Raw genomic sequence first — 24,314 nt, 5'->3', positions numbered from 1 at the left:
ACGCGGCTCGGCGCCCGGGGTGGGACGCGCTCCGTCCGGTGCGCGCGCGATGCGGCGCATGCCCGGGGAGCCGCGCGACCGCCGGGTACGGCGCGAGATCGTCCAGCTGATCCTCGCTCCCAGGCTCCCGGCGCTCCAGGCGCTCGACACCGCGGAGATCAGGCACGGCGACGGCGGCTACGCCCGTGACCGCCCGGACGAACCGTCCCCCGAGCTCACCGTTGACCGTCATCGCGCCATCATCTCCGCGCTGCGCGCCCGCGACGTGGAGGGCGCGCAGCGCGCGACGGCGGTTCACTTCCGTGGCGGAGAGGACCGGCCGGGCGAGGGGGCGTCGCCACGGCAGCGTCCGCGTGCAGTGCTCGTCCTATCCGGAGTCGCGGACGAGCCGCGCGGCGGCGTCGTACCCCCTGACGCGGGCAGGCCGAGGGGTGGTCGCCGGGGCCGGCGGGGCGGTGGCGGGCGGACCCGGCGTGGCGGTGTCCGCCTTGCCCCCCCCCGCCCGTCAGCGCGAACGCCCCGACGGGCAGTGCCGCGCGCGTCACCAGCGCCGTACCGGTCACAGGCACCCGCCGGCGCCGCTCGACGAGGCCTTGTGCGCGGCGAGCGCATCCCGGCCGCCTGCCTGACCTGCCTGCCGGACGTCTTCGAGCCGAGGGGCCCGCACCGGGAGCCGAAGCAGGCGACGCGGCGCCGGCCCGCCGGTACGGCCGACGGGCATGGGACGGGGCGCCGGGGGACCATGGCCGGGGAGGTGCGCGCATGGAATGGACCCTTGAGCTGATCGTCGTACCGGTCACCGACCTGGACCGGGCCAAGGCCTTCTACCAGGACCAGTGCGGTTTCCGCGCCGACATCGACGCGTCGTTCTTCGAGGGCGTCGGCCGCTTCGTCCAGCTCACACCGCCCGGCTCCCGCTGCTCCATCGTGCTGGAGTCCGGGATGCCCGACTCGCCGGGACAGCTCCGGATGGCCCCGGGCGCCATGCAGGGACTCCAGCTGTGCGTCACGGACATCGAGGCGGCCAGGGCCGAGCTCGCGGGACGCGGGGTCGAGGTGACCCCGGTCCTGCATGTGACCGACGCCGGCTGGGCGGCGGGCCGGGGCGAGGAGACGTGGAACTCCTTCCTCTTCTTCCAGGACCCCGACGGCAACGGCTGGGCGGTCCAGGAGGCCCCGGAACCCCTCGCCCGGCGCTGAGGCGGTGGCTGGACGCCGGGTGCGGTGATGGCATTTGCGCGCGGAGCGTGCGGCGGGAATCTGCCGAGTGTAGAGGCAGTGTGCGGCCGGCGGGTCGCAAAGAGTGAAACCCGAGGGGGTCGGGGAACCACACGGTGATGCAATTGCACGCCGCACTGGAAAAGGCCGGAAGCCGATGAAGTCGAAGAAGCCGCCGAAGCCGCCGATCGGCTCGTACGTCGTGGACACCCGCAGCGGGAAGGTGGGGATCGTCATGGGGCACGAGGGGCCGTACGTGCAGCTGAGAGCCGTGGGCGGCGGGAAGGAGTGGGACTGCGGCACGGACGCCCTGCGCACCGCCACCGCCGCGGAGCGGCTCAGCGCGGCGACTGCCTACGCGAACGCCCGCAGCCGGGGCGAGGTACCTTGAAGGAGGCCTGGCCGGCGTAGGAGAGAATGTCGGCATGAGCCTGTTCCGCGACGACGGCATCGTGCTGCGTACCCAGAAGCTCGGTGAGGCCGACCGGATCATCACCTTGCTCACGCGGGGGCACGGGCGGGTGCGGGCCGTGGCGCGGGGGGTGCGGCGGACCAAGTCGAAGTTCGGGGCCCGGCTGGAGCCCTTCTCGCACGTCGACGTGCAGTTCTTCGCGCGGGGCAGCGAGCTGGTCGGGCGCGGGCTGCCGCTGTGCACACAGAGCGAGACCATCGCGCCGTACGGCGGCGGGATCGTCACCGACTACGCGCGGTACACCGCCGGTACGGCGATGCTGGAGACGGCGGAGCGGTTCACGGACCACGAGGGCGAGCCGGCCGTGCAGCAGTACCTGCTGCTGGTCGGCGCCCTGCGCACCCTCGCCCGCGGCGAGCACGCCCCGCACCTCGTCCTCGACGCCTTCCTGCTGCGCTCCCTCGCCGTCAACGGCTACGCCCCCAGCTTCGGCGACTGCGCGAAGTGCGGAATGCCCGGACCCAACCGGTTCTTCTCGGTGGCGTCCGGCGGCTCCGTCTGCGCCGACTGCCGGGTCCCCGGCAGCGTCGTACCCTCGCCGCGGACCCTGGAACTCCTCGGGGCACTGCTTACGGGAGACTGGGAGACCGCGGACGTGTGCGAGCCGCGGCATGTGCGGGAGGGCAGCGGGCTGGTGTCCGCGTATCTGCACTGGCATCTGGAGCGCGGGCTGCGCTCCCTTCGGTACGTGGAAAAGTAAGAGCTGAGGGAGACGAGAAGCACATGGCCGTACGCGGGTTCCTGGGGCGCCAGCGGCGCGAGTACCTGACGCCGGAGCCGCATCCGTCCGGTGCCCGCCCGCCGCGGCTGCCCGGCGAGCTGATCCCCCGCCACGTGGCGATCGTCATGGACGGCAACGGCCGCTGGGCCAAGGAGCGCGGGCTGCCGCGCACCGAGGGGCACAAGGTCGGCGCCGAGCGGGTGCTGGACGTCCTCCAGGGCGGGATCGAGATGGGCGTCGGCGCGATCTCGCTGTACGCGTTCTCCACCGAGAACTGGAAGCGGTCGCCGGACGAGGTGCGCTTCCTGATGAACTTCAACCGCGACTTCATCCGCAAGACCCGCGACCAGCTCGACGGACTCGGTGTCCGGGTGCGCTGGGTGGGCCGGATGCCCAAGCTGTGGAAGTCGGTCGCCAAGGAGCTCCAGATCGCCCAGGAGCAGACCAAGGACAACGACCGCCTCACGCTGTACTTCTGCATGAACTACGGCGGCCGGGCCGAGATCGCCGACGCGGCGCAGGCACTGGCGGAGGACGTGAGGGCCGGGCGCCTGGACCCGTCCAAGGTCACCGAGAAGACCTTCGCGAAGTACCTCTACTACCCCGACATGCCGGACGTCGACCTCTTCCTGCGCCCCAGCGGTGAGCAGCGCACCTCCAACTACCTGCTCTGGCAGAGCGCCTACGCGGAGATGGTCTTCCAGGACGTCCTGTGGCCGGACTTCGACCGCCGCGACCTGTGGCGGGCGTGCGTGGAATTCGCCTCGCGCGACCGGCGGTTCGGCGGGGCGATCCCGAACGAGGAACTGCTGGCCATGGAGGGCAGGCAGCAGGACTCCTAGCCACCGGCTGACGGTACGATCCCGCCTCATGGTCGTGGACACGGGGCGGGACGCCACTCAGGAGCAGGACGTCGTCGAGCTGGTGTACCAGCCGACGGCGAGGGATCTCCATCAGGCGCTGCTGGCGCGGCAGCGCGCCAGCCGGTCGGGACGGATGCAACGGTGGCTGCCCGGCGCCATGGCCGTCCTTGCCCTGTTGCTGCTGGCGTTCATGATCTCCGGAGGAGACGGATCGCCCGTGCTCATCGTCTGGTTGCTCGTGGCGGCGGTGATGGTGGCGGTCGTTCCCTGGTTCCAGGCCCGCCAGGTGCATCGGTTCGCCCAGCGGCAGGGAACCTGCCGCACGCTGGTGACGGACACCGCAGTGAGCATCACCAACGACGCCACCACGACGACCATCAAATGGGCCGGGATGCCGCGCTACGCGGAGACCGCGGAGGTGTTCGTCCTGCTCAGCGCCGACAACAATGCCCTGGGTATCGCGGTCCTGCCCAAGCGCGGCATTCATGCACCCGCCGACGCCGACAGGTTGCGGGAGATCCTCGACCGCAACCTGACCCGCGTCTGACCGCTGGTATCAGCCCTTCGTGGCCGCGCACTCCGCGCAGGTGCCGAAGATCTCCACCGTGTGGGCCACGTTGACGAAGCCGTGCTCGGCGGCGATGGCCTCCGCCCAGGTCTCCACCGCGGGGCCCTCGACCTCGACGGCCTTGCCGCAGCCGCGGCAGACGAGGTGGTGGTGGTGCTCGTCGCTGGAGCACCGGCGGTAGACGGACTCGCCGTCGGAGGTGCGCAGCACGTCCACCTCGCCGGCGTCGGCGAGCGACTGCAGGGTGCGGTAGACCGTGGTGAGACCGACCGCGTCGCCCTTGTGCTTGAGCATGTCGTGGAGTTCCTGAGCGCTGCGGAACTCCTCGACCTCTTCCAGGGCAGCCGCCACAGCGGCACGCTGCCGGGTGGCGCGGCCCTTCACGGGCGGTCCAGCGGTGGTCACCGGTTGCCTCCTTGCCTCTGCGTCTGCGTCTGCCGGGCCATTGTGCCAGCCCGGACCATGCGTGGTCAGACGCCTGCCCCGTCCGCGGCCCCACGGGTGGCCGGAATTGCGCACTCCGCCGGGTCCCCGGAGGGGTGGGCCGCGGCCAGCGCCCGCGCGCGCCGCCGGGCCAGCGGGGCCGCCAGCGCGGTCAGCACCACGAACGCGCCGATGGTCAGCAGCACTATGGTCGCGCCGGGCGGAACGTCCTGGTAGTACGAGGTGACCGTACCGCCGAGGGTCACGGCCACGCCGAGGGCGACCGCGATCGCGAACGTCGCGGCGAAACTGCGGGTGAGCTGCTGGGCGGCGGCCACCGGGACCACCATCAGCGCGGACACCAGCAGCAGGCCGACCACCCGCATCGCCACGGTGACCGTCACCGCCGCGGTGACGGCCGTCAGCAGGTTCAGCGCCCGCACCGGCAGCCCCGTCACCCGCGCGAACTCCTCGTCCTGGCTGACCGCGAAGAGCTGCCTGCGCAGCCCGACGGTGACCAGGACCACGAAGGACGCGAGCAGGCAGATCGCGGTGACGTCCGACTCGCTGACCGTGGACAGGGAGCCGAAGAGGTACGAGGTGAGGTTGGCGTTGGAACCGCCCGGCGCGAGGTTGATGAACATCACGCCGCCCGCCATGCCGCCGTAGAACAGCATGGCGAGGGCGATGTCGCCCCGGGTGCGGCCGTACCAGCGGATCAGCTCCATGAGCACCGCGCCGATGACGGAGACCAGCGTCGCCATCCACACCGGGGACCAGGAGAGCAGGAAGCCCAGGCCGACGCCGGTCATGGCGACATGCCCGATGCCGTCGCCCATCAGGGCCTGGCGGCGCTGCACCAGGTAGATGCCGATCGCCGGGGCCGTGACGCCGACCAGGACAGCGGCGAGCAGCGCCCGCTGCATGAAGGCGTAGTCGAGGAAGTCCATCAGCTGAGCAGTCCCGTGCGGATCGGTTCGGCGTCGTGCGCCGCGTGCGGGTGGACGGGGTCGTGGCCGGGGTGGGGGCACCCCCTGCACGAACGGAGTTGAGCGCTTGGGGGAGCGTGCTGGCCGACGGCCTCCGGGGGCGGGCCGTCGTGGGTCACACAACCGTCGCGCAGCACGACCGCACGGTCGATCAGCGGCTCCAGCGGGCCCAGTTCGTGCAGGACGAGCAGGACCGTCGTGCCGGCGGCGACCTGCTCCCGCAGGGTCCGCGCGAGGACCTCCTGGCTGGCCAGGTCGACGCCCGCCATCGGCTCGTCCATGATCAGCAGCTCGGGCCGGGAGGCGAGGGCGCGGGCGATCAGCACCCGCTGGTGCTGGCCCCCGGAGAGCGCGTTGACCGAGTCCTTGGCGCGGTCCGCCATGCCGACCAGTTCCAGCGCCTGGCGTACGGCCTCGTGGTCCGCCTTGCGCAGCAGGCCGAAGCGGGCCCTGGCCAGCCGGCCGGAGGAGACGACCTCCGTCACCGTGGCGGGTACGCCGCCCGCGGCCGTCGTGCGCTGCGGGACGTATCCGATCCGGCCCCAGTCGCGGAACCGGTGCAGGGGCGTTTCGAACAGCTCGATCGTCCCCGCGCCGACCGGCACCTGCCCGATGACGCTGCGCACCGCCGTCGACTTGCCCGAGCCGTTCGCGCCGAGCAGCGCGACGACCTCACCGCGGGAGACGGTGAGGTCGATGCCGCGCAGGACGGGGCGCGAGCCCAGGTCGGCGCGGACGCCGCGCAGGGATATGACGGGCTCGCTCTTCATGGGGCCTCCGTAACGATCATTTGGCGCCGAGGGCCGACTTCAGCGCGCTGAGGTTCGACTCCATGACCTGGATGTAGTCGTCACCCTTGGACTTGTCGGTGATGCCCTCGAGCGGGTCGAGCACGTCCGTCTTCAGGCCGGCGTCCTTCGCGAGCGTCTTCGCGGTCCGGTCGCTCACCAGTGTCTCGTAGAACACGGTGGTCACGCCGTCGGCCCTGGCCTCCGACTGGAGTTCCTTGATCCGGGCCGGGCTGGGCTCGCCCTCCGGGGAGACGGAGATCGCCTCCTGGGTGAGGCCGTAGCGCTCCGCGAGGTAGCCGAAGGCGGCGTGGTTGGTGAAGAAGACCTTGGTCCTGGTGTCCTTCAGGCCGTCGGCGAACTCGGCGTCGAGGGCGTTCAGCTTGCCCACGAGCGCTTGCGTGTTGGCCTTGTAGTCGGCAGCGTGGCCGGGGTCGGCCTTCTCGAAGGCGGCGCCGACGCCCTTGGCGATCTCGGCGTACTTCACCGGGTCGAGCCAGACGTGCGGGTCGAGGGCGTGCCCACCCTCCTCGGCGTGCTCCTCCTCGCCGGCGTGCTCGTCCTCGGCGTGCTCCTCGCCCTCGGCGTGCTCCTCGCCCTCGTGCCCGTGCTCGTGCTCGACGTCGCCGTGGTCCTCCAGCTTGGTCAGGGTGGCGGCGTCGACCTTCGACCCCACGTCGGCCTGGGCGACGGCCTCGTCGACGGAGGGCTGGAGGTTCTTGAGGTAGAGGATCGCGTCCGCCTCCTGGAGCTGCGCGGTCTGCTTGGCGCTGATCTCCAGGTCGTGCGGCTCCTGACCGGGCTCGGTCAGGGTGGTGACGTTCACATGGTCCCCGCCGATCTGCTCGGCGAGGAACTGCATCGGGTAGAACGAGGCGACGACGTCGAACTTGTCCGATCCGCCCGCGTTGCCCGCGCCCGCGGAGTCGCTGGAGCAGGCGGAGACGGCAGTGAGGCTGAGAGCGGCCAGTGCTGCCGTGGGTATCAGGCGTCGTCGTATCTTCATGGGAGTCATTTTCAACAAAATTGGAAACCGTTGTCAACAAACTGCCGGTTTCGGATCCGGGGGAGCCCCCGATTTGGTTCAGGGGGAGTCCGCGCCGGTAACCTGAATCATTCGCTGGAAGCATCTCGCTTCGTCGCCCGTCGTCGTAATGAAGAGAGCACCGTGGCCGCCGACAAGATCGACACCATCGTCAGCCTGAGCAAGCGCCGTGGCTTCGTTTTCCCCTGCAGTGAGATCTACGGCGGTCAGCGTGCCGCCTGGGACTACGGGCCCCTGGGTGTCGAGCTCAAGGAGAACCTCAAGCGTCAGTGGTGGCGCTACATGGTGACGTCGCGCGAGGACGTCGTGGGCATCGACTCGTCCGTCATCCTGGCCCCCGAGGTCTGGGTCGCCTCCGGCCACGTCGCCACCTTCACCGACCCCCTCACCGAGTGCACCTCCTGCCACAAGCGGTTCCGCGCGGACCACCTGGAGGAGGCCTACGAGGAGAAGAAGGGCCGCGCCCCGGAGAACGGGCTGGCCGACGTCAACTGCCCCAACTGCGGCACCAAGGGCCAGTTCACCGAGCCCAAGCAGTTCTCGGGTCTGCTCTCCACGCACCTCGGCCCGACGCAGGACAGCGGCTCCGTCGCCTACCTGCGCCCCGAGACCGCGCAGGGCATCTTCACCAACTTCGCCCAGGTCCAGACCACCTCGCGCCGCAAGCCGCCGTTCGGCATCGCGCAGATGGGCAAGTCCTTCCGCAACGAGATCACGCCCGGCAACTTCATCTTCCGCACCCGCGAGTTCGAGCAGATGGAGATGGAGTTCTTCGTCAAGCCGGGCGAGGACGAGAAGTGGCAGGAGTACTGGATGGAGCAGCGCTGGAACTGGTACACCGGCCTCGGTCTGCGCGAGGAGAACATGCGGTGGTACGAGCACCCCAAGGAGAAGCTCTCCCACTACTCCAAGCGCACCGCTGACATCGAGTACCGCTTCCGGTTCGGCGGCAGCGAGTGGGGCGAGCTCGAGGGCGTCGCCAACCGCACCGACTACGACCTCGGCGCCCACTCCAAGGCCTCCGGCCAGGACCTGTCGTACTTCGACCAGGAGGCCGGCGAGCGCTGGACGCCGTACGTCATCGAGCCCGCGGCCGGTGTCGGCCGGGCGATGCTCGCCTTCCTCCTCGACGCCTACGTCGAGGACGAGGCGCCCAACGCCAAGGGCAAGATGGAGAAGCGCACCGTGCTGCGCCTCGACCACCGCCTCGCCCCGGTGAAGGTGGCGGTCCTCCCGCTGTCGCGCAACCCCGAGCTGTCGCCGAAGGCCAAGGGCCTCGCCCAGGCGCTGCGGCAGCACTGGAACATCGAGTTCGACGACGCCGGCGCCATCGGCCGCCGCTACCGCCGCCAGGACGAGATCGGCACCCCGTACTGCGTGACGGTCGACTTCGACACCCTGGACGACAACGCGGTGACCGTGCGCGAGCGCGACACCATGAAGCAGGAGCGCGTGTCGCTGGACCAGATCGAGGGCTACCTGGCCTCCCGTCTGATCGGCAGCTAGTACGCCCCGCGGCTGAGACTGATTGGCCCCCGATACAGGCTCCTCTTTGGACCTGTGCCGGGGGCCGTCGTGCTCCGAGGGTGGTACCCATGACCCTCGCCTTCCTGCTGACCACCCTCGTCGTCGTCACCCCGGGGCTCGTCCGTGGCGCTGGGCGCGAAGCTGGCGCTGACCGCCCGCTGAGTGATCAACACCCTTGCAGGGCCGTGACGTTGTCGTCGAACGTCCAGGGCGCGGCGGATCACGCGGGGCCTTCCGGTGGGGGTGCGATGAGATGTCATAGGCATGACAGTTCGACGACCTCGGCAACTGACAGATGACAAATATTGAAATCTGTCAGCCGTCAGTGCATGCTGGGGGCATGACGATGCACACACGCACTCTCGGAACCACCGGCCCCCAGGTCTCCGCCCTCGGCCTCGGCTGCATGGGCATGTCCGCCCTGTACGGCGAAGCGGACCGCACCGAGTCCATCGCCACCGTCCACGCCGCCCTGGAAGCCGGCGTCACCCTGCTCGACACCGGCGACTTCTACGGCATGGGCCACAACGAGCTGCTGATCGGCGAGGCCCTGCGCGCCGCCCCCGCCGCCCGGCGGGAACAGGCGCTGCTCAGCGTGAAGTTCGGCGCCCTGCGCGCCCCGGACGGCAGCTGGATCGGCTACGACGGCCGCCCGGCCGCCGTGAAGAACTTCGCCTCCTACTCCCTCCAGCGACTCGGCGTCGACCACATCGACGTCTACCGGCTCTCCCGCCTCGACCCGGACGTACCGATCGAGGAGACGGTCGGCGCGGTCGCGGAACTGGTCGAGAAGGGGTACGTCCGGCACATCGGCCTCAGCGAGGTCGGTGCCGAGACGATCCGCCGGGCCGCCGCCACCGCCCCCATCTCGGACCTGCAGATCGAGTACTCGCTGATCTCGCGCGGCATCGAGGCCGAGATCCTGCCGGCCGTCCGGGAACTGGGCATCGCCGTCACGGCGTACGGCGTGCTCTCGCGCGGGCTGATCTCCGGCCACTTCACCGCCGACCGGCAGCTCGCCGCGAACGACTTCCGGGCGATGTCGCCCCGCTTCCAGGGCGAGAACCTCCAGCACAACCTGAACCTGGTGGAGGAACTGCGGAAGATCGCCGAGCAGAAGGGCGCGAGCGTCGCGCAGATCGCCATCGCCTGGGTGCTCTCGCAGGGCTCGCAGCACGACAACGACATCGTGCCGCTGGTCGGCGCCCGCCGCCGGGACCGGCTGACGGAGGCGCTGGGCGCGCTGGACGTCACGTTTGACGAGGCCGACCTGCGGGCCGTCGAGGAGGCCGTCCCGGCCGGTGCCGCCGCAGGCGAGCGCTACGCAACCCAGCAGATGGCGCACCTCGACAGCGAACGCTGACCCGGGCCCGGGGTACCGTCACCTCATGTCCCCGACCAGCGAGACCCTGACCGCCGAGCGCATCCTCGCCACCACCGAGGAGGTGCTGCGCCGCCACGGCCCGGCCAAGGCCACCGTGGTCGACGTGGCCCGCGCGCTCGGCGTCAGCCACGGCAGCGTGTACCGGCACTTCCGCACCAAGGCGGCCCTGCGGGAGGCGGTCACGAAGCGCTGGCTGGACCGCACGTCCGAGGCGCTGGCCGGGATCGTCGCCGAGGACCGTGACGCGGAGGGGCGGCTGCGGGACTGGCTGCGGGGCCTGTTCGACGCCAAGCGGCGCAAGGCGGGCGACGACCCGGAGCTGTTCGCCACGTACATGGTGCTGACCGGCGAGAGCGGCGAGGCGGTGCCGGAGCACATAGCCGACCTCACCGCCCAGCTGGCGCGCATCGTCGCGGCGGGCATCGCGGCAGGCACCTTCGCCGACGGTGACGCGCAGGCCGCGGCCCGCGCGGTGTTCCAGGCCACCGGGCGCTTCCACGACCCCTGTCACGCCCCGGAGTGGACGTTGCCGGGCGTCGAGGAGGACTTCGCGGCGGTGGTGGAACTGGTCGTGCGGGGGCTGCGGGCCTGAGACCCGGGGGCTCAGGCCCCCGCCGGGTCCACCGTCGCCTGGTGCGCCTCGGCGAGATGCTCTTGCGCCTTCAGCCAGGGCAGGAACTGCGCACCCCGCCGCCAGCCGCACGTGTCGCATCGGATCGTGCGCTGCACACCGGTGCGCTGGACGCGGACCACGTGTTCGCGCCCGTGCTGATCCCACCGGCTGACCTTGCTCGTGTCGATCTGCGGCATGACGCCTCCAGCGTCGGGTCCGGCGATCCGTTCGTCCGACTGTCTCTTCGCGAGGCCTGTTCACGCGGCCTGTTCGGGCGGCCCCTCCGCGCAGCAAGGAGTGTGCAGCAGGATCAACATCAACGGGGACCTCTTCACACCGAGTTGTCCAAGCTGTGCCCTCGCGTCGCCCTGGAATCCGACCTGAGCGACCTGAGCGTCGTCCACGCCGTCACCGGCGACCTTCTCCGGCCGGTCTGCGCCGATGATCGAGCGCGGTATCGAGGTGACGTACGAGACGGACCACCGGTGGACACGCCACGCCTGCGCGGACGCCCTGCGTCGCCGGGGCCCACATCCAGGTGACGCCGCGTTCCTGCGCAGCCGCCGCGAGCGGATCACCCCCGAGCGGGTCGGCCTGCCCCGTCCTGGTGTGCCTGGCTGGAACGGTGTGCTGCACCGGTCAGGCCGCTCGCTGGGCCGCCACCGCGCCCGTGTAGGTCTCCCGTGCCAGGTCCTCCGCCCGATGCCCGGTTCGGCGAACACCGCGCTGATGTCGTCCAGGGCCGCGGACACCTGGTCCTCGTCGACGAGCGTTCCGACCTCCAGGAACGTGCCGTCGATCTCCGGCACCCGTACGAGCATGGCGAGCATGCGCCGACCGCGAGCGGTGAAGTCGTAGTTGCGGCATCGCTTCTCGAGCGCGATCAGCTCGGCATGCCCCAGCTCCCGCAGGACGGCGTGCGCCTGGTCGGCGTCCTCGACCCGGGTCTCGTGCTCGGGCTTCGACCCCGAGTCCTCGGGCCTGGCCGGCGCCGGCGTGCTGCTGCGGGTGCCGGAACACGGCGCAGGTGTCGCGGGCTCCCAGGAAGGGCAGCATGATCCGCCGCTGCGTCATCCGGCGAAACCGCCGTGCGGATGATCGACGCCTATGCGCCCTCGTCACCGGCGCGAAAGATCGCCTGATCCGACCGGGGCAGCCTTCAGCCGTCCGTGCCGTTCTTGGTGTACTCGACCTTGTCCGGCCTCTCGCCCTCCAGCCGATCCCCATGCACCCAGCCACACGCCTCGTAGAACGAGTTGGCCCCGGCATTGTCCGCGAAGCTCTCAAGCCGGATGGTCGCGTACCGGGCGAGCAGCGTCTCCTCCGCGTGCCGAAGCAGCAGGCGACCCAGGCCTCGACGGTGATGATGCGGGTCGATCATCATCAGGTCGATGGTCGGGCCATCGAGGATGGAGAAGCCGGCGATCGAGCCGTCCTGGCTGAGGCAGTGCACGCCGCCCTGCTCCACATGGCTCTTGACGTGAGCGTCCGATGCGCCGCTGTCGATGAACCAGTCCACCGCCTCGTCGCCGAGGAACGGGCGGTAACAGGTGTCGATCGTGCGACGCGCGAGATCCTGGAGCTCATCAAGGTCTTCCCCGGTCGCACGGCGAATTGCGGGATGGCGCTGTCCGGTCGACACGGTGATTTCCACTCTGCAGTGAAGGGGCGGGCTCCCGACTCTAGCCGTTCCGCCGTTTCTCAGCCGAGACGTCATGGCCGGTGGCAAGGAGACCGCGGCGGCGCCGCACCGCAGGGCAAACGTTGTCCGATGCGCCACTAGCCACGCTCAGCAGCCCTCACCACCTGCCGCACCCCATCCCCCTCCAACCGCTCAGCCGCCCGCTCGGCAGTCCCCCGAGCCCAGCGCCCGCTGGTCAGCAGGCCGACGGCCAGCACCGCGGCGCCGCACCCCACGAGGACCCACCAGCCCGGCCGGGCGGCCGTGACGAAGGCGTCCTGGTACGACGACGCCCCGATCCCGGCCGCCAGTACCGCACCCACCACCGCGACTCCCAGCGTCTGGCCGAGCTGGCGGCTGGTGGAGGCGACGGCAGCGGCGACGCCGGCCTGGGTCCGCGGCATCCCCGACACCGCGGTGTTGGTGATCGGCGCGTTCACGAACCCGAAGCCCACGCCGAACAGCACGTATCCCGCGAACAGCCCGACGTCCGACGTCTCCCCCTCGAACCCCGCGAACAGCACCGCGCTCGCCGTCATCGCCACCCCCGCGATCAGCAGCGGCAGCCGTGGGCCCCGGCTGCCCACGAGCCGCCCGGCCAACGGGGCGCACAGGAACGTCGGCACGGCCATCGGCAGCATCCACAGCCCGGCGTGCAGCGCGTCCAGCCCCCGGACGTTCTGGAGGTACAGCGTCGACAGGAACAGGAAACCGCCCAGTGCCGCGAACGCGCTGATCGCTGTCACGGTCGCCCCGCTGAAGGGTGCCGAACGGAAGAACCGCAGGTCGATCAGCGGCTCCGGACGCCGCGGTTCGTAGGAGAGCAGCCCCAGCAGCGCGGCCACCGCCACCGCCGCGAACGGCAGCACCGCCGCGAGCCCGGCGCTCGGCGCCTCGATGATCGCGTACGTCAGTGCCCCGAACAGCGCGATCACCAGCACCTGGCCCACCGGATCGGCCCGCCGGGGCTTCGGGGCACGGGACTCGGGGACGAAGCGCAGCGTCAGCAGCAGTGCGGCGGCTCCCACCGGGAGGTTGACCCAGAAGATCGCCCGCCAGCTCACCGCCTCCACCAGCAGGCCGCCCACGAGTGGACCCGCGGCCATGGAGATGCCGACGACCGCGCCCCACGCCCCGATCGCGCGGGCGCGCTCGCGTGGGTCAGTGAAGGTGTTCGTGATGATCGACATGGCGACCGGGTTGAGCATCGAGCCGCCCACCGCCTGCACCATGCGGAAGATCACCAGCGTGTCGAGGTCGGGCGCCATCGAGCAGAGTGCCGAGCCGACGGTGAAGACGATCAGGCCCGCCATGAAGACCCGCTTGCGGCCGATCCGGTCGGCCGTGGAGCCCGCGAGCATCAGCAGGGACGCGAGGACGAGGGTGTAGGCGTCGATCGTCCACTGGAGGCCGGACGTGCCGGCTCCCAGGTCGTCCTGCAGGGAGGGCAGGGCGACGTTCAGGACGGTGTTGTCCAGGCTCACGATCAGCAGGCTCATGCAGCAGATCGCGAGGACGAGCAGACGTCGGCGAGGGCTGAGCTCGGGCATGCCGTCATCGTACGCCGATTTCGATAGTGTGGCTAACTAAAGAAAATTCCCCGCTCATTGCACGGCACAATGGAGGAATGCCCACGCCCCTGCAGATCGGTCCGCACACCGTCCAGCCGCCCGTAGTCCTGGCCCCCATGGCCGGGATCACCAACGCGCCCTTCCGCACCCTGTGCAGGGAGTTCAGCGGTGGCAAGGGCCTGTTCGTGAGCGAGATGATCACGACGCGGGCACTGGTCGAGCGCAACGAGAAGACCATGCAGCTGGTCCACTTCGACGCGACCGAGAAGCCGCGCTCGATCCAGCTGTACGGCGTGGACCCCGCTACCGTCGGCAAGGCCGTCCGCATGATCGCGGAGGAGGGCCTGGCCGACCACATCGACCTGAACTTCGGCTGCCCGGTGCCCAAGGTGACCCGCAAGGGCGGTGGCTCCGCGCTGCCGTACAAGCGGAACCTGCTGCGCGCCATCCTCCGGGAGGCGGTCTCCGGGGCCGGTGACCTGCCCGTCACCATGAAGATGCGCAAGGGCATCGACGACGACCACATCACCTACCTCGACGCCGGCCGGATCGCCGTCGACGAGGGCGTCACCGCCATCGCCCTGCACGGCCGTACCGCCGCCGAGCACTACGGCGGCACCGCCGACTGGGACGCCATCGCCCGGCTGAAGGAGCATGTGCCGGAGATCCCCGTGCTCGGCAACGGCGACATCTGGTCCGCCGAGGACGCGGTGCGGATGGTGCGGGAGACCGGCTGCGACGGGGTCGTGGTGGGGCGCGGATGCCTGGGGCGGCCGTGGCTCTTCGCCGATCTGGTGGCCGCCTTCGAGGGCCGCGACCAGGACATCACGCGGCCCGCCCTGCGGGAGGTCGCCGACATCATGGTCCGGCACGCCTCCCTGCTCGGTGAGTGGATCGGGGACGAGTCACGCGGCGTCATCGACTTCCGCAAGCACGTCGCCTGGTACCTGAAGGGCTTCGCGGTCGGCTCGGAGATGCGCAGGCGGCTCGCCGTCACGTCCTCGCTCGGCGAACTGCGCGCCGGGCTGGACGAGCTGGACCTCGACCAGCCCTGGCCGGCCGGCGCCGACGGGCCGCGCGGCCGTAGCTCCGGCAACAACCGTGTCGTGCTGCCGGACGGCTGGCTGAAGGACCCCTACGACTGCGCGGGCATCGCCGAGGACGCCGAACTGGACACCTCCGGCGGCTGAACAGCCGGCCCGCCGCCGGCCGGCCGGGCCGTGTCCGGTGGGGCCGACGGGGGGCACTGCATTCCGCGTCCGTGAAGTAGGAGGGCGGCAGCGGTGCGCCGCATCGCGGTCAGCCGGTCTTCCTCGACGGGGTCGAGCCGTACGCCGTCAGGAAGCGGTCGCGGAAGTCGCTCATCCTCCAGACCGGCGCGTCCGGCGCGGGCCGTAGCCCGTCCGTCCAGCCCCAGCCCGCGATCCTGTCCAGCACCTCCGGGTCCTTGGCGACGATCGAGACCGGCACGTCCCGGCTGGCGCGGTGGCCGCTGACCCGGGCGATGGGCTGGTGGTCGCCGAGGAAGACCAGGACGGTGTCCTTCGTGCCGTAGCGCTCCAGCCACTGGGTGAGGCTGCTGACGGAGTACTGGACGGACTTGCCGTACTCCTCCTTGGAGCGGGTGCTGTCGGCGATGACCTCCGTCGGGTCCGTGCCCGCCCGCTGGATCGGGCCGAAGAGCGAGCCGTCGCCGAGGTCCTCCCAGTCGACCATCTTCGGCAGTGGCGACCAGGGCTGGTGACTGGACGTCAGGATGATCTCCGCCATCAGCGGCTTGTCGCGCTCCCTGCCGTGCTCCAGCCGCTGGAAGGCCTCCAGGGTGTACTGGTCCGGCATGGTCGACCAGCTGAACTTCGGTCCCTTGTAACCGAGTTCGAAGGCGTCGTAGACGTTGTCCAGGCCGTAGAACTTCGCCTCCGGCCAGCCCTTGCGCACGCCCGGCATGACCCCGAGCGTCTGCCAGTCGCCGGTCTTCTGGAACGCCTTGGTCAGGGTGAGGTGGTCGCCGGAGGTGACGGTCCGGTAGCGCTGCTGGCTGTCGATCCACAGGCCGGACAGGAACGTGGAGTGGCCGAGCCAGCTGCTGCCGCCGTAGGTCGCCGACGTCAGCCACCCGCTCTTCGAGGCGAACCCCGCCTTCGCGAGCGAGTCGGTGCCGGAGTCCAGGGTCCGGCGGACGCCGGGGGCGATCAGGGGGTCCTCGATCGCGCTGCGGCCGTAGCTCTCGATGAACGCGAAGAGGACGTCCTTGCCCCGCAGGTCCGGCACGAGCTGCTCGCCGGGCGTCCCGCCGAAGACGTCGGTCCTCGCCTCCCGCTCGAACGCCGCCTCGTCCCGCAGCGTCGTCTGCACACGCCGCGCCTGGACCTCGACCAGCACCGAGGCGTGGTCGGTCGCCAACGGCAGCGTGCCGACCTGCAGGCCCAGTGTGGACGCCAGCGTCCAGGCGACGGCGGCGGCGAGCGTGGAACGGACGGCGACCGCGCGATGCCGGGCGAGCACGTTGCTCAGCCGGACCGTGGCCAGGGTCGTCACCGCGAACAGCAGCACCGCCAGGACGACGGCGCCGATCGCGAGGGCCGTGGCTCCCGCCCCGCCCATCGCGTCCTCCATGTACGCCTGGGCGTCGTCGAGCAGACCCCAGTCGAGGACCAGGTTGAAGCCGCGGCCGAGGTACTCGTAGAAGCCCATGTCGAGCAGGTTCAGCACGGTCAGCGCCGCGAGGGAGAGCCCGCCGGCGACGGCTGCCACCAGCCGGGGGCGGCGCGGCAGCGCCAGCAGGACGGCGGCACCGATGATCGCTTCGACCGGGATGCGGAAGAACTTGCCGGGCGTGACGGTGTGCACGGTGTTCGGCAGCAGCAGCGCGCACAGCACGAGGGCCGCGGCAAGGGTGGTGGCGGTGTGGCGCAGCACGCGGGCGGCCGTGGGACGCTCGGCGCGCCACCGTGCGAGGCGCCCGGACGGGGCGGGCGGCTCCGGGGTGTCCGGAGCGGTCTCCGCTGCGTCATCGGTCGTTCGCGGTTGACGCGTGAAGACTGCCACCCGTGGGTCCCTCCGTACGAAAGCGCCGAAAAGCGGCGGACCCGGCGTGGGGGATCGGGTCCGCCGCCCCTTCGTACGGCCCGCGGCGCCGCCGCGTTCAGCGCACCCCCGGAACAACACCGCCGCCGGCGGATCACGGGCTTTCGGGCCCCGCCGCTCGCGGCTTGCGCAACGCGCGGCCCGCGGGCCCCGGCGAGCCGGCCGCGTGCCCGCGACGGCTCGCAGGCCCGGTCGGCCGCGGTTCGGACCCGGCTGCCGTAGAGTTACGTCTATTTGGCACGCATAACCTGCCCCGTCATGCGGGGCCGGGAGACGCAAGGGGGTGCGCATGACCGGACGCAACACGACCCGGGCCAGCGCGGGGGAGCTGCTGGAGCTCGTGCGCAGCGGGCGAGCCACCACGCGGGGCGCGCTCCAGCAGGCCACCGGTCTGTCCCGGGCCACCGTCGGCCAGCGCCTCGACCGCCTCTTCCGCGCGGGCTGGCTGCGCGAGGGGGCCGGCGGCCCGGTGGACTCCCCGCTCGGGGGCCGCCCCGCCATCACCTTGGAGTTCGACGCCGAGCACGCGGTCGTGCTCGCCGCCGACCTCGACACCCGGCACGCCCGCGCGTCCGTCCTGTCGCTGAGCGGCGAGATCCTCGCCGAACACGGCGGCACGCTGGTCATCGAGGACGGCCCGGAGCCGGTGCTCGGCGAACTCGGACGGTGGTTCGCGCAGTTGCTACGGCAGGCCGGCCACGGCGCCGGGGAGGTCTGCGGCATCGGCCTGGCCGTGCCCGGCCCGGTCGACACCGACACCGGCCGGGTGGTCCAGCCCCCGATGATGCCGGGCTGGGACGGCTACGACCTGCGCGGGCGCATGGCAGGGGCGTTCACCGAGCACACGGGTGCAGGGCCCGTCCCCGTCCTGGTCGACAACGACGCGAACCTGATGGCGTACGGCGAACAGCGCGCCGGCCACTCCGGCTGCTCGGCGTTCGTCCTGGTCAAGGTCTCCACCGGCATCGGCGCGGGCGTGGTCGTCGACGGCTCGGTCTACCGGGGCGTGGACGGCGGTGCGGGGGACATCGGCCACATCCGGGTGCCGGAGGGCGCGGACGCGCTGTGCCGGTGCGGTTCGTACGGCTGCCTGGCCGCCGTCGCCAGTGGGGGTGCCGTGGCCCGGCGGCTGGCCGAGGCCGGGGTGCCGGCGGCGTCCGGTTCGGACGTGCGGGAACTGCTGGCGGCCGGGCACCCGGAGGCGGTGGCCCTGGCACGGGAGGCCGGGCGCCGAGTAGGAGAGGTGCTGGCGACCGTGGTGACGCTGCTGAACCCCGGGGTCCTCATGATGGCCGGGGATCTGGCCGGAACTCCCTTCCTGACCGGCGTACGGGAACTGCTCTACGAGCGGGCGCTGCCGCGCTCCACGGCCCGGCTGGACATCGTGACCTCGCGGCTCGGGGAGCGTGCGGGGCTGGTGGGGGCGGGTGCGCTGGTGGTGGAGCACCTGTACGCGCCGGAGCGGGTGGAGGAGCGGCTGCGGGCACTGGGCGTGTGACGAGCGGATTTCCGTCTCCCGACGGCGTCCGCATGGTGAAAACCCCTCGCCTGTGGCAGCGTGATTCTCGCCACCCTTGATAAGGGTTGCGCTCAGATGAGCGGATCTTGAGCGACTGCACTTCTCCAAGGGGTGGCACTGAGTGCCACCCTGTGATCGTTCATCGATCGAAATCAGACGTGCCGGATGCCGCTCACATGAGCAGAAAACCCCGCCTTCGGGTGGTGCCGCGTTCAAGAAGTGAAAACATACGCCCGTCGCCGCTTACCAAGCTTTGACTTTCGATCCGGTGGCGGACGAGTGGTTACAGGCGCATGACGCACAAGTAGACGTACCCAGGCGCCTTCGATCTGGGTATGTTCCTCGCCGTCAGGGCAGCCACCGCGTCCTCGAGGAGTCGAGACCGTGTCGGAAAACAAAGATCCCCAGGTAGCCGTATCCGGCAACAGCGTTGAGGGCGTGAAGTTCGTTTACGACTTCACCGAGGGCAACAAGGACCTCAAGGACCTCCTCGGCGGCAAGGGCGCGAACCTCGCCGAGATGACCAACCTGGGCCTTCCCGTGCCTCCGGGCTTCACCATCACCACCGAGGCCTGCAAGGTCTACCTCGACAGTGGCGAGGAGCCCGCGGCACTGCGTGACGAGGTGAGTGCGCACCTCGACGCGCTGGAGCGGACGATGGGCAAGAAGCTCGGTCAGGCCGACAACCCCCTCCTCGTGTCGGTCCGCTCCGGTGCCAAGTTCTCGATGCCCGGCATGATGGACACCGTCCTCAACATCGGCCTGTCGGACAAGTCCGTCCAGGGCCTGGCCAAGCAGGCCGGCGACGAACGCTTCGCCTGGGACTCCTACCGCCGCCTCATCCAGATGTTCGGCAAGACCGTCCTCGGCGTCGACGGCGACCTCTTCGAGGAGGCGCTGGAGAAGGCCAAGCAGGCCAAGAAGGTCTCGGTCGACACCGAGCTGGAGGCCGCGGACCTCAAGAAGCTCGTCACCTCCTTCAAGAAGATCGTCAAAAAGGAGGCCGGCCGGGACTTCCCGCAGGAGCCGCGCGAGCAGATGGACCTCGCCATCCACGCGGTCTTCGACTCCTGGAACACCGACCGCGCCAAGCTCTACCGCCGCCAGGAGCGCATCCCGCACGACCTGGGCACGGCGGTCAACGTCTGCTCGATGGTCTTCGGCAACCTCGGCCCCGACTCCGGCACCGGCGTCGCCTTCACCCGCGACCCCGCCTCCGGCCACCAGGGCGTCTACGGCGACTACCTGCAGAACGCCCAGGGCGAGGACGTGGTGGCGGGCATCCGCAACACCGTCCCGCTCGCCGAGCTGGAGCAGATCGACAAGAAGTCGTACGACCAGCTGATGCAGATCATGGAGACGCTGGAGAACCACTACAAGGACCTGTGCGACATCGAGTTCACCATCGAGCGCGGTCAGCTGTGGATGCTCCAGACCCGCGTCGGCAAGCGCACCGCCGGTGCCGCCTTCCGCATCGCGACCCAGCTGGTCGACCAGGGCCTGATCGACGAGGCCGAGGCGCTCCAGCGGGTCACCGGCGCCCAGCTCGCCCAGCTGATGTTCCCCCGCTTCGACGACAGCGCCAAGGTCGAGCAGGTCGGCAGGGGCATCGCGGCGTCGCCGGGCGCGGCGGTCGGCAAGGCGGTCTTCGACTCGTACACCGCGGTGAAGTGGTCGCGCTCCGGCGAGAAGGTCATCCTGATCCGCCGCGAGACCAACCCCGACGACCTGGACGGCATGATCGCGGCCGAGGGCATCCTGACCTCGCGCGGCGGCAAGACCTCCCACGCGGCCGTGGTCGCGCGCGGCATGGGCAAGACCTGTGTCTGCGGCGCGGAGGAGCTGGAGGTCGACACCAAGCGCCGCCGGATGACCGTCCCGGGCGGTCACGTGGTGGAGGAGGGCGACCTCATCTCCATCGACGGCTCCTCGGGCAAGGTGTACCTCGGTGAGGTGCCGGTGGTGCCCTCCCCGGTCGTCGAGTACTTCGAGGGCCGGATGCACGCGGGCGCGGACGACGCCGACGAGCTGGTCGAGGCCGTGCACCGGATCATGGCGTTCGCGGACCGCAAGCGCCGGCTGCGGGTGCGCGCCAACGCGGACAACGCCGAGGACGCGCTGCGGGCCCGCCGCTTCGGCGCGCAGGGCATCGGCCTGTGCCGTACCGAGCACATGTTCCTCGGCGACCGCCGTGAGCTGGTGGAGCGCCTGATCCTGGCCGACACGGAGACCGAGCGCGAGGAGTCGCTGAAGGAGCTGCTGCCGCTCCAGAAGCGGGACTTCGTGGAGCTGTTCGAGGCGATGGACGGCCTGCCCGTCACCATCCGGCTGCTCGACCCGCCGCTGCACGAGTTCCTCCCCGACATCACCGAGCTGTCGGTCCGCGTGGCCCTCGCGGAGTCCCGCCAGGAGCCGCACGAGAACGAACTCCGCCTGCTCCAGGCCGTCCACCGGCTGCACGAGCAGAACCCGATGCTGGGCCTGCGCGGCGTCCGGCTCGGCCTGGTCATCCCCGGCCTGTTCACGATGCAGGTCCGGGCGATCGCCGAGGCCGCGGCCGCGCGCAAGGCGGCGAAGGGCGACCCGCGCGCCGAGATCATGATCCCGCTGGTCGGCACGGTGCAGGAGCTGGAGCTGGTCCGCGACGAGGCCGACCAGGTCATCGCCGAGGTCGAGGCCGCGACCGGCACGAAGCTGAAGCTGGCCATCGGCACCATGATCGAGCTGCCGCGGGCCGCGCTGACCGCCGCTCAGATCGCCGAGGCCGCGGAGTTCTTCTCCTTCGGCACCAACGACCTCACGCAGACGGTGTGGGGCTTCAGCCGGGACGACGTGGAGGCCTCGTTCTTCACGGCCTACCTGGAGAAGGGCATCTTCGGCGTCTCCCCGTTCGAGACGATCGACAAGGACGGCGTGGGTTCCCTGGTCGCGGCCGCCGCGAAGGCGGGCCGTGAGACCCGCCCCGACCTGAAGCTCGGCGTCTGCGGCGAGCACGGCGGCGACCCCGAGTCCGTCCACTTCTTCCACGAGGTGGGGCTGGACTACGTCTCCTGCTCGCCGTTCCGGATCCCGGTGGCGCGACTGGAGGCCGGCCGGGCCGCGTCGCAGTCGGCGGGCAGCGACCACCGCTGACCCGAGGTCCCCGGAACCGCCGTTGATCCCCGACCCTCACGATCCGGCGGCGGTTCCGGCGTACGAGGAGCGGGCGGCACCCTGTGCGGGGGTGCCGCCCTCTTCGTGTCACGTGCCGTCGGCCGGGTGGTCGAGCTCCGTGGCGAGCCGGCGCAGCGGCGGCCCGTACTCCGGGTCCGCGAGGGCGGCGGCGAACTGGGCGGTGAGGTAGGCGAGCGGGTTGCCGGTGTCGTACCAGCGGCCCTGGATGACCTGCCCGTACACGGCCCGGCTGCCGGCGTAGGCGTTGATCGCGTCGGTCAGGTAGATCTCGCCGGTGCGGTGCTCGTACCAGCGCTTGGTCTGCTCCCGCAGCTCGTCGACGATGCCCGGCGTGATGACGTACCCGCCGATGGCCGCGTACGCCGAGGGCGCGTCCTGCGGCTTGGGCTTCTCCACCAGGCCGGTGATGCGCAGCAGCCCCTCGCCGAGGTCCTCCCTGACCACGGGCACGCCGTAGCGCTGCGAGTCGCCCGGCTCCATCGGCATCAGCGCGAGGACGGGGCAGCTGGTGGCCTCGTAGGCCCGGATCAGCTGCTGGGCGCGCGGTACCTCGGCGACGAAGACGTCGTCGGGCCACAGCACGAGCATCGGCTCGTCGCCGAAGTTGCGGGCGGCGTTGAGGACGGGGGTGCCGTTGCCGTACGGGCCGTGCTGGTCGAGATAGGTGATGTGGCCGAGCCGGGACAGCTCGCCGACCTCCTCCACGGCGTCCGCGTACGCCGTCTTGCCGTCGGCCCGCAACTGGGCGACGAGCGCGGGGTTGGGCCGGAAGTGGTCCTGGATGAGGCCCTTTCCGCCCGAGACGACGATGGTGATGTCGGTGATGCCGGAGGCCACGAGCTCCCGGACGGTGTGCTCGATGACGGGTTTGTCACCGACGGGCAGCATCTCCTTGGGCGTGGCCTTGGTCAGCGGCAGAAGCCTGGAACCGAGGCCGGCGGCGGGGATGACTGCCCTGCGGATGGTCGTGACCATGGAGCCCCCAGAGGCGGAGTGGGTGTCGCGGACGGGACGTCGGCGGTGAGTGTCCCATCCGGACGTGTACCGCCGAGGGACTGCGCATGCCCGTCGCGTGGAGGGCGCCGCCCCGCTTCACCCCCGAGGGGCGGATTCGCCCGCGCGGGGCCGGTGCGGAGCGGGAAGCCGCCGCTGCCGCCGCCTCGCTGGTCCGCCATGTCGAAGGGGGCTGTGCCGGCCCGGACGGCGTGGCCGCCGAGCCGTGCCTCGCCCGCGCCGAGGGGGCAACCGGGTGACGGGCGATGCCCCGGGGGCGGCGTGTGTCGTTGGGCCGGGCATGATCAAGAAACTCGTCTGCGTCTCAGCCATGGCCACCGCCCTGCTGGCGGCCGCCCCCGCCGCCCAGGCCGCCCCGGCCCCCGACTCGTCCAGGGGCGTCCCCGGAAGCCGTCTCCTGGACGGCCTGCTCGGTTCACTGGAGGTGGGGCACCCGGTCACCTCGCTCAGCACGATCCTTCCCAGCGGCCTCGTCGGCCGCTGACCTACGCGTCGCAGGCCACACCGTCGTTGTCCCGGTCCGGATGGGAGGCGTAGCCGGGCTCGCCGCGACGGATCGGGGCGGCGCCGGCCGCCCGGGCCTCGCTGCAGTTGCCGTAGCAGACCCCGCTGTCCGAGCCGGACGAGTCGTCGAAGCCGCCGTCGGCCGCCGGTTCGGCGGTGACCGTCCTGGTCGCGGTGACCGTCTTCGTGACGGTCATCGCGGGCGCCGGTTCGGCCTCCGGGGTCTGCGTCACCGTCGCCGTCGCGGTGACGGTCCCGGTCGGGGTGGGTCCGGCGGCCGCCGGTATCGCCTCGGCCGTCTTCTCCCCGCCGCCGGCCGCGCCGATGCCGAGCAGGAAGGTCAGGGCGAGCGCGGGAGCAGGTACCGTTTGCGCGCCCATCGGGGAGCGGGGCGAACGGCGGATGGGGGCGTACGTCGCCCCCCGGGCCGCCCGGCCTCCCGGCCGCGACGAGTGGATCACAGCCGACGACGTCGCCCCCGCGCTGCTGCGTATCGGCGGTGCGCCACCGGGCTGCACACCGCGGGTCCCCGGCGCGAGCCGGGACGTGACCTTGCCTGGCCCGGCGGCGATCTGGCGGCCGGCCGGCACGTCCTGACGACGCTCGGACCGGGCACCGACGGCGGGCTCGGCGCTCTGGTGGAGCCGGCGGTGCGGTGAGCTAGCCGAAGGCCCAGCCGCTCCAGCGGCCGACCCGGACGGCCACCGCGGGGCCCTGGGGAGGGGAGGTCCGGTACTGGCCGTACTTGCCGCACAGCGACTCGACGGCGCGACGGCGCTCCTCCCCGTCCTGGAGGATCTCCCCCCGGCCGTCGGCACGGGCCCACCACAGTGCCGTCCAGTCCTCGTCGTAGTGGTCGGCCAGCACCGCCACCGCGGGATTCTCCCGGATGTCGCGCAACCGCCGCAGGTCCCAGGTGCTCTTGGGCTTGTGGTCCACGGCGAAGTAGAGGACCTCGCCGAGCACGACGAACGTCACGGGTACGACGTGCGGGGCGCCGTCGGCGCCGGCCGTCGCCAGCCGTGCGACGGGCGCGGCGACCAGACGCCGCCTGGCGTCGGCGGGCGCGAGCCTCATACGCCCACCGTAGCCAGGCCGCGGATCCGGCATGCTCCGCGTCCGGGCGGGAGCGGGGGCCGCGTCGGTCGGGCGG

General features: G+C 71.3%; 26 protein-coding genes. 14 read left to right on the top strand and 12 right to left on the bottom strand.

Translation table 11 applies throughout. The annotated features are described in order from the left end of the window. The first annotated feature begins 49 nt into the window (after positions 1 to 49). The 6 genes from ACGF8A_RS26530 to ACGF8A_RS26505 all read left to right on the top strand — a co-directional run bounded on the left by ACGF8A_RS26530 (position 50) and on the right by ACGF8A_RS26505 (position 3,821). On the top strand, positions 50 to 784 hold the full coding sequence (locus ACGF8A_RS26530) for an FCD domain-containing protein (RefSeq protein ID WP_393112343.1): 735 nt from the start codon (positions 50 to 52) through the stop codon (positions 782 to 784). Next, positions 763 to 1,200 carry a VOC family protein gene (locus tag ACGF8A_RS26525; RefSeq protein ID WP_393112341.1) on the top strand — a complete coding sequence of 146 codons (438 nt, stop codon included), beginning with the start codon at positions 763 to 765 and terminating at the stop codon, positions 1,198 to 1,200. The genes ACGF8A_RS26530 and ACGF8A_RS26525 overlap by 22 nt, the downstream gene beginning before the upstream one ends. Before the next feature lie 175 nt (positions 1,201 to 1,375). Next, positions 1,376 to 1,609 (top strand): hypothetical protein, encoded by a 234-nt coding sequence (locus ACGF8A_RS26520; protein ID WP_393112339.1) that lies wholly within the window; start codon positions 1,376 to 1,378, stop codon positions 1,607 to 1,609. Between the two features lie 34 nt (positions 1,610 to 1,643). Beyond that, on the top strand, positions 1,644 to 2,390 hold the full coding sequence (gene recO / locus ACGF8A_RS26515) for a DNA repair protein RecO (protein ID WP_393112337.1): 747 nt from the start codon (positions 1,644 to 1,646) through the stop codon (positions 2,388 to 2,390). Between the two features lie 23 nt (positions 2,391 to 2,413). After that, positions 2,414 to 3,253 (top strand): isoprenyl transferase, encoded by an 840-nt coding sequence (locus tag ACGF8A_RS26510; protein WP_393112335.1) that lies wholly within the window; start codon positions 2,414 to 2,416, stop codon positions 3,251 to 3,253. Positions 3,254 to 3,281: 28 nt separating this feature from the next. Continuing rightward, positions 3,282 to 3,821: a YcxB family protein gene (locus ACGF8A_RS26505; RefSeq protein WP_393112334.1), complete on the top strand. Its 540-nt coding sequence runs from the start codon at positions 3,282 to 3,284 to the stop codon at positions 3,819 to 3,821. 9 nt (positions 3,822 to 3,830) lie between these two features. On the opposite strand, the gene ACGF8A_RS26500 is transcribed toward ACGF8A_RS26505, so the two are convergent. The 4 genes from ACGF8A_RS26500 to ACGF8A_RS26485 all read right to left on the bottom strand — a co-directional run bounded on the left by ACGF8A_RS26500 (position 3,831) and on the right by ACGF8A_RS26485 (position 7,048). Beyond that, complete coding sequence (locus ACGF8A_RS26500) at positions 3,831 to 4,247, bottom strand: Fur family transcriptional regulator (RefSeq protein WP_393112332.1); 417 nt, start codon at positions 4,245 to 4,247, stop codon at positions 3,831 to 3,833. A gap of 65 nt (positions 4,248 to 4,312) precedes the next feature. After that, complete coding sequence (locus tag ACGF8A_RS26495) at positions 4,313 to 5,215, bottom strand: metal ABC transporter permease (protein ID WP_393112330.1); 903 nt, start codon at positions 5,213 to 5,215, stop codon at positions 4,313 to 4,315. Then, entirely contained in the window at positions 5,215 to 6,024 is an 810-nt protein-coding gene (locus ACGF8A_RS26490) for a metal ABC transporter ATP-binding protein (RefSeq protein ID WP_393112327.1), read from the bottom strand. Before ACGF8A_RS26490 ends, ACGF8A_RS26495 begins: the two co-directional genes overlap by 1 nt. Before the next feature lie 16 nt (positions 6,025 to 6,040). After that, positions 6,041 to 7,048, bottom strand: a complete 1,008-nt coding sequence (locus tag ACGF8A_RS26485) for a metal ABC transporter solute-binding protein, Zn/Mn family (protein WP_393112325.1) — start codon at positions 7,046 to 7,048, stop codon at positions 6,041 to 6,043. Between the two features lie 162 nt (positions 7,049 to 7,210). Here ACGF8A_RS26485 and ACGF8A_RS26480 point away from each other — a divergent pair, with 162 nt between their 5' ends. The 3 genes from ACGF8A_RS26480 to ACGF8A_RS26470 all read left to right on the top strand — a co-directional run bounded on the left by ACGF8A_RS26480 (position 7,211) and on the right by ACGF8A_RS26470 (position 10,590). Further along, positions 7,211 to 8,593, top strand: coding sequence for a glycine--tRNA ligase (locus tag ACGF8A_RS26480; protein ID WP_393112323.1), 1,383 nt, complete (start codon positions 7,211 to 7,213; stop codon positions 8,591 to 8,593). A gap of 361 nt (positions 8,594 to 8,954) precedes the next feature. Further along, entirely contained in the window at positions 8,955 to 9,977 is a 1,023-nt protein-coding gene (locus ACGF8A_RS26475) for an aldo/keto reductase (protein ID WP_393112321.1), read from the top strand. Between the two features lie 25 nt (positions 9,978 to 10,002). Next, positions 10,003 to 10,590 (top strand): TetR family transcriptional regulator, encoded by a 588-nt coding sequence (locus tag ACGF8A_RS26470; RefSeq protein WP_393112319.1) that lies wholly within the window; start codon positions 10,003 to 10,005, stop codon positions 10,588 to 10,590. Positions 10,591 to 10,601: 11 nt separating this feature from the next. On the opposite strand, the gene ACGF8A_RS26465 is transcribed toward ACGF8A_RS26470, so the two are convergent. The 4 genes from ACGF8A_RS26465 to ACGF8A_RS26450 form a co-directional block, all read right to left on the bottom strand. Beyond that, positions 10,602 to 10,808, bottom strand: coding sequence for a hypothetical protein (locus ACGF8A_RS26465; protein WP_393112317.1), 207 nt, complete (start codon positions 10,806 to 10,808; stop codon positions 10,602 to 10,604). Positions 10,809 to 10,868: 60 nt separating this feature from the next. Then, entirely contained in the window at positions 10,869 to 11,441 is a 573-nt protein-coding gene (locus ACGF8A_RS26460; RefSeq protein ID WP_393112315.1) for a hypothetical protein, read from the bottom strand. A 329-nt stretch (positions 11,442 to 11,770) separates the two neighbouring features. Then, positions 11,771 to 12,265, bottom strand: a complete 495-nt coding sequence (locus ACGF8A_RS26455) for a GNAT family N-acetyltransferase (protein WP_393112313.1) — start codon at positions 12,263 to 12,265, stop codon at positions 11,771 to 11,773. Between the two features lie 125 nt (positions 12,266 to 12,390). Beyond that, positions 12,391 to 13,842, bottom strand: a complete 1,452-nt coding sequence (locus tag ACGF8A_RS26450) for an MFS transporter (protein ID WP_393112311.1) — start codon at positions 13,840 to 13,842, stop codon at positions 12,391 to 12,393. 77 nt (positions 13,843 to 13,919) lie between these two features. Here ACGF8A_RS26450 and dusB point away from each other — a divergent pair, with 77 nt between their 5' ends. After that, entirely contained in the window at positions 13,920 to 15,053 is a 1,134-nt protein-coding gene (gene dusB, locus ACGF8A_RS26445; RefSeq protein ID WP_393112309.1) for a tRNA dihydrouridine synthase DusB, read from the top strand. A gap of 109 nt (positions 15,054 to 15,162) precedes the next feature. On the opposite strand, the gene ACGF8A_RS26440 is transcribed toward dusB, so the two are convergent. Further along, on the bottom strand, positions 15,163 to 16,911 hold the full coding sequence (locus tag ACGF8A_RS26440; RefSeq protein ID WP_393112307.1) for a CDP-alcohol phosphatidyltransferase: 1,749 nt from the start codon (positions 16,909 to 16,911) through the stop codon (positions 15,163 to 15,165). Positions 16,912 to 17,239: 328 nt separating this feature from the next. Here ACGF8A_RS26440 and ACGF8A_RS26435 point away from each other — a divergent pair, with 328 nt between their 5' ends. Together ACGF8A_RS26435 and ppdK are read left to right on the top strand one after the other, a co-directional pair. Then, on the top strand, positions 17,240 to 18,448 hold the full coding sequence (locus ACGF8A_RS26435; RefSeq protein ID WP_393112305.1) for an ROK family protein: 1,209 nt from the start codon (positions 17,240 to 17,242) through the stop codon (positions 18,446 to 18,448). 405 nt (positions 18,449 to 18,853) lie between these two features. Further along, positions 18,854 to 21,601, top strand: coding sequence for a pyruvate, phosphate dikinase (gene ppdK, locus ACGF8A_RS26430; RefSeq protein WP_393112303.1), 2,748 nt, complete (start codon positions 18,854 to 18,856; stop codon positions 21,599 to 21,601). A 108-nt stretch (positions 21,602 to 21,709) separates the two neighbouring features. Here ppdK and ACGF8A_RS26425 read toward each other — a convergent pair whose 3' ends face one another. Further along, positions 21,710 to 22,618 carry a UTP--glucose-1-phosphate uridylyltransferase gene (locus tag ACGF8A_RS26425; RefSeq protein ID WP_393112301.1) on the bottom strand — a complete coding sequence of 303 codons (909 nt, stop codon included), beginning with the start codon at positions 22,616 to 22,618 and terminating at the stop codon, positions 21,710 to 21,712. 86 nt (positions 22,619 to 22,704) lie between these two features. Here ACGF8A_RS26425 and ACGF8A_RS26420 point away from each other — a divergent pair, with 86 nt between their 5' ends. Further along, positions 22,705 to 22,896 carry a hypothetical protein gene (locus ACGF8A_RS26420; protein WP_393112299.1) on the top strand — a complete coding sequence of 64 codons (192 nt, stop codon included), beginning with the start codon at positions 22,705 to 22,707 and terminating at the stop codon, positions 22,894 to 22,896. Positions 22,897 to 22,937: 41 nt separating this feature from the next. Beyond that, entirely contained in the window at positions 22,938 to 23,141 is a 204-nt protein-coding gene (locus ACGF8A_RS26415) for a hypothetical protein (RefSeq protein WP_393112297.1), read from the top strand. 1 nt (position 23,142) lies between these two features. On the opposite strand, the gene ACGF8A_RS26410 is transcribed toward ACGF8A_RS26415, so the two are convergent. Together ACGF8A_RS26410 and ACGF8A_RS26405 are read right to left on the bottom strand one after the other, a co-directional pair. Continuing rightward, entirely contained in the window at positions 23,143 to 23,541 is a 399-nt protein-coding gene (locus ACGF8A_RS26410; protein ID WP_393112295.1) for an excalibur calcium-binding domain-containing protein, read from the bottom strand. A gap of 280 nt (positions 23,542 to 23,821) precedes the next feature. Further along, the gene (locus ACGF8A_RS26405; protein ID WP_393112294.1) at positions 23,822 to 24,238 is read right to left on the bottom strand and encodes a TIGR03668 family PPOX class F420-dependent oxidoreductase; all 417 of its coding nucleotides are present in this window, start codon (positions 24,236 to 24,238) and stop codon (positions 23,822 to 23,824) included. Positions 24,239 to 24,314: the final 76 nt, after the last annotated feature.

This window comes from Streptomyces sp. NPDC047706 (genome assembly GCF_043204795.1).
Classification (GTDB): Bacteria; Actinomycetota; Actinomycetes; order Streptomycetales; family Streptomycetaceae; genus Streptomyces.
Note: the sequence above shows the minus strand (reverse complement) of the source record. Positions and strands in the feature narration are given on the sequence as shown.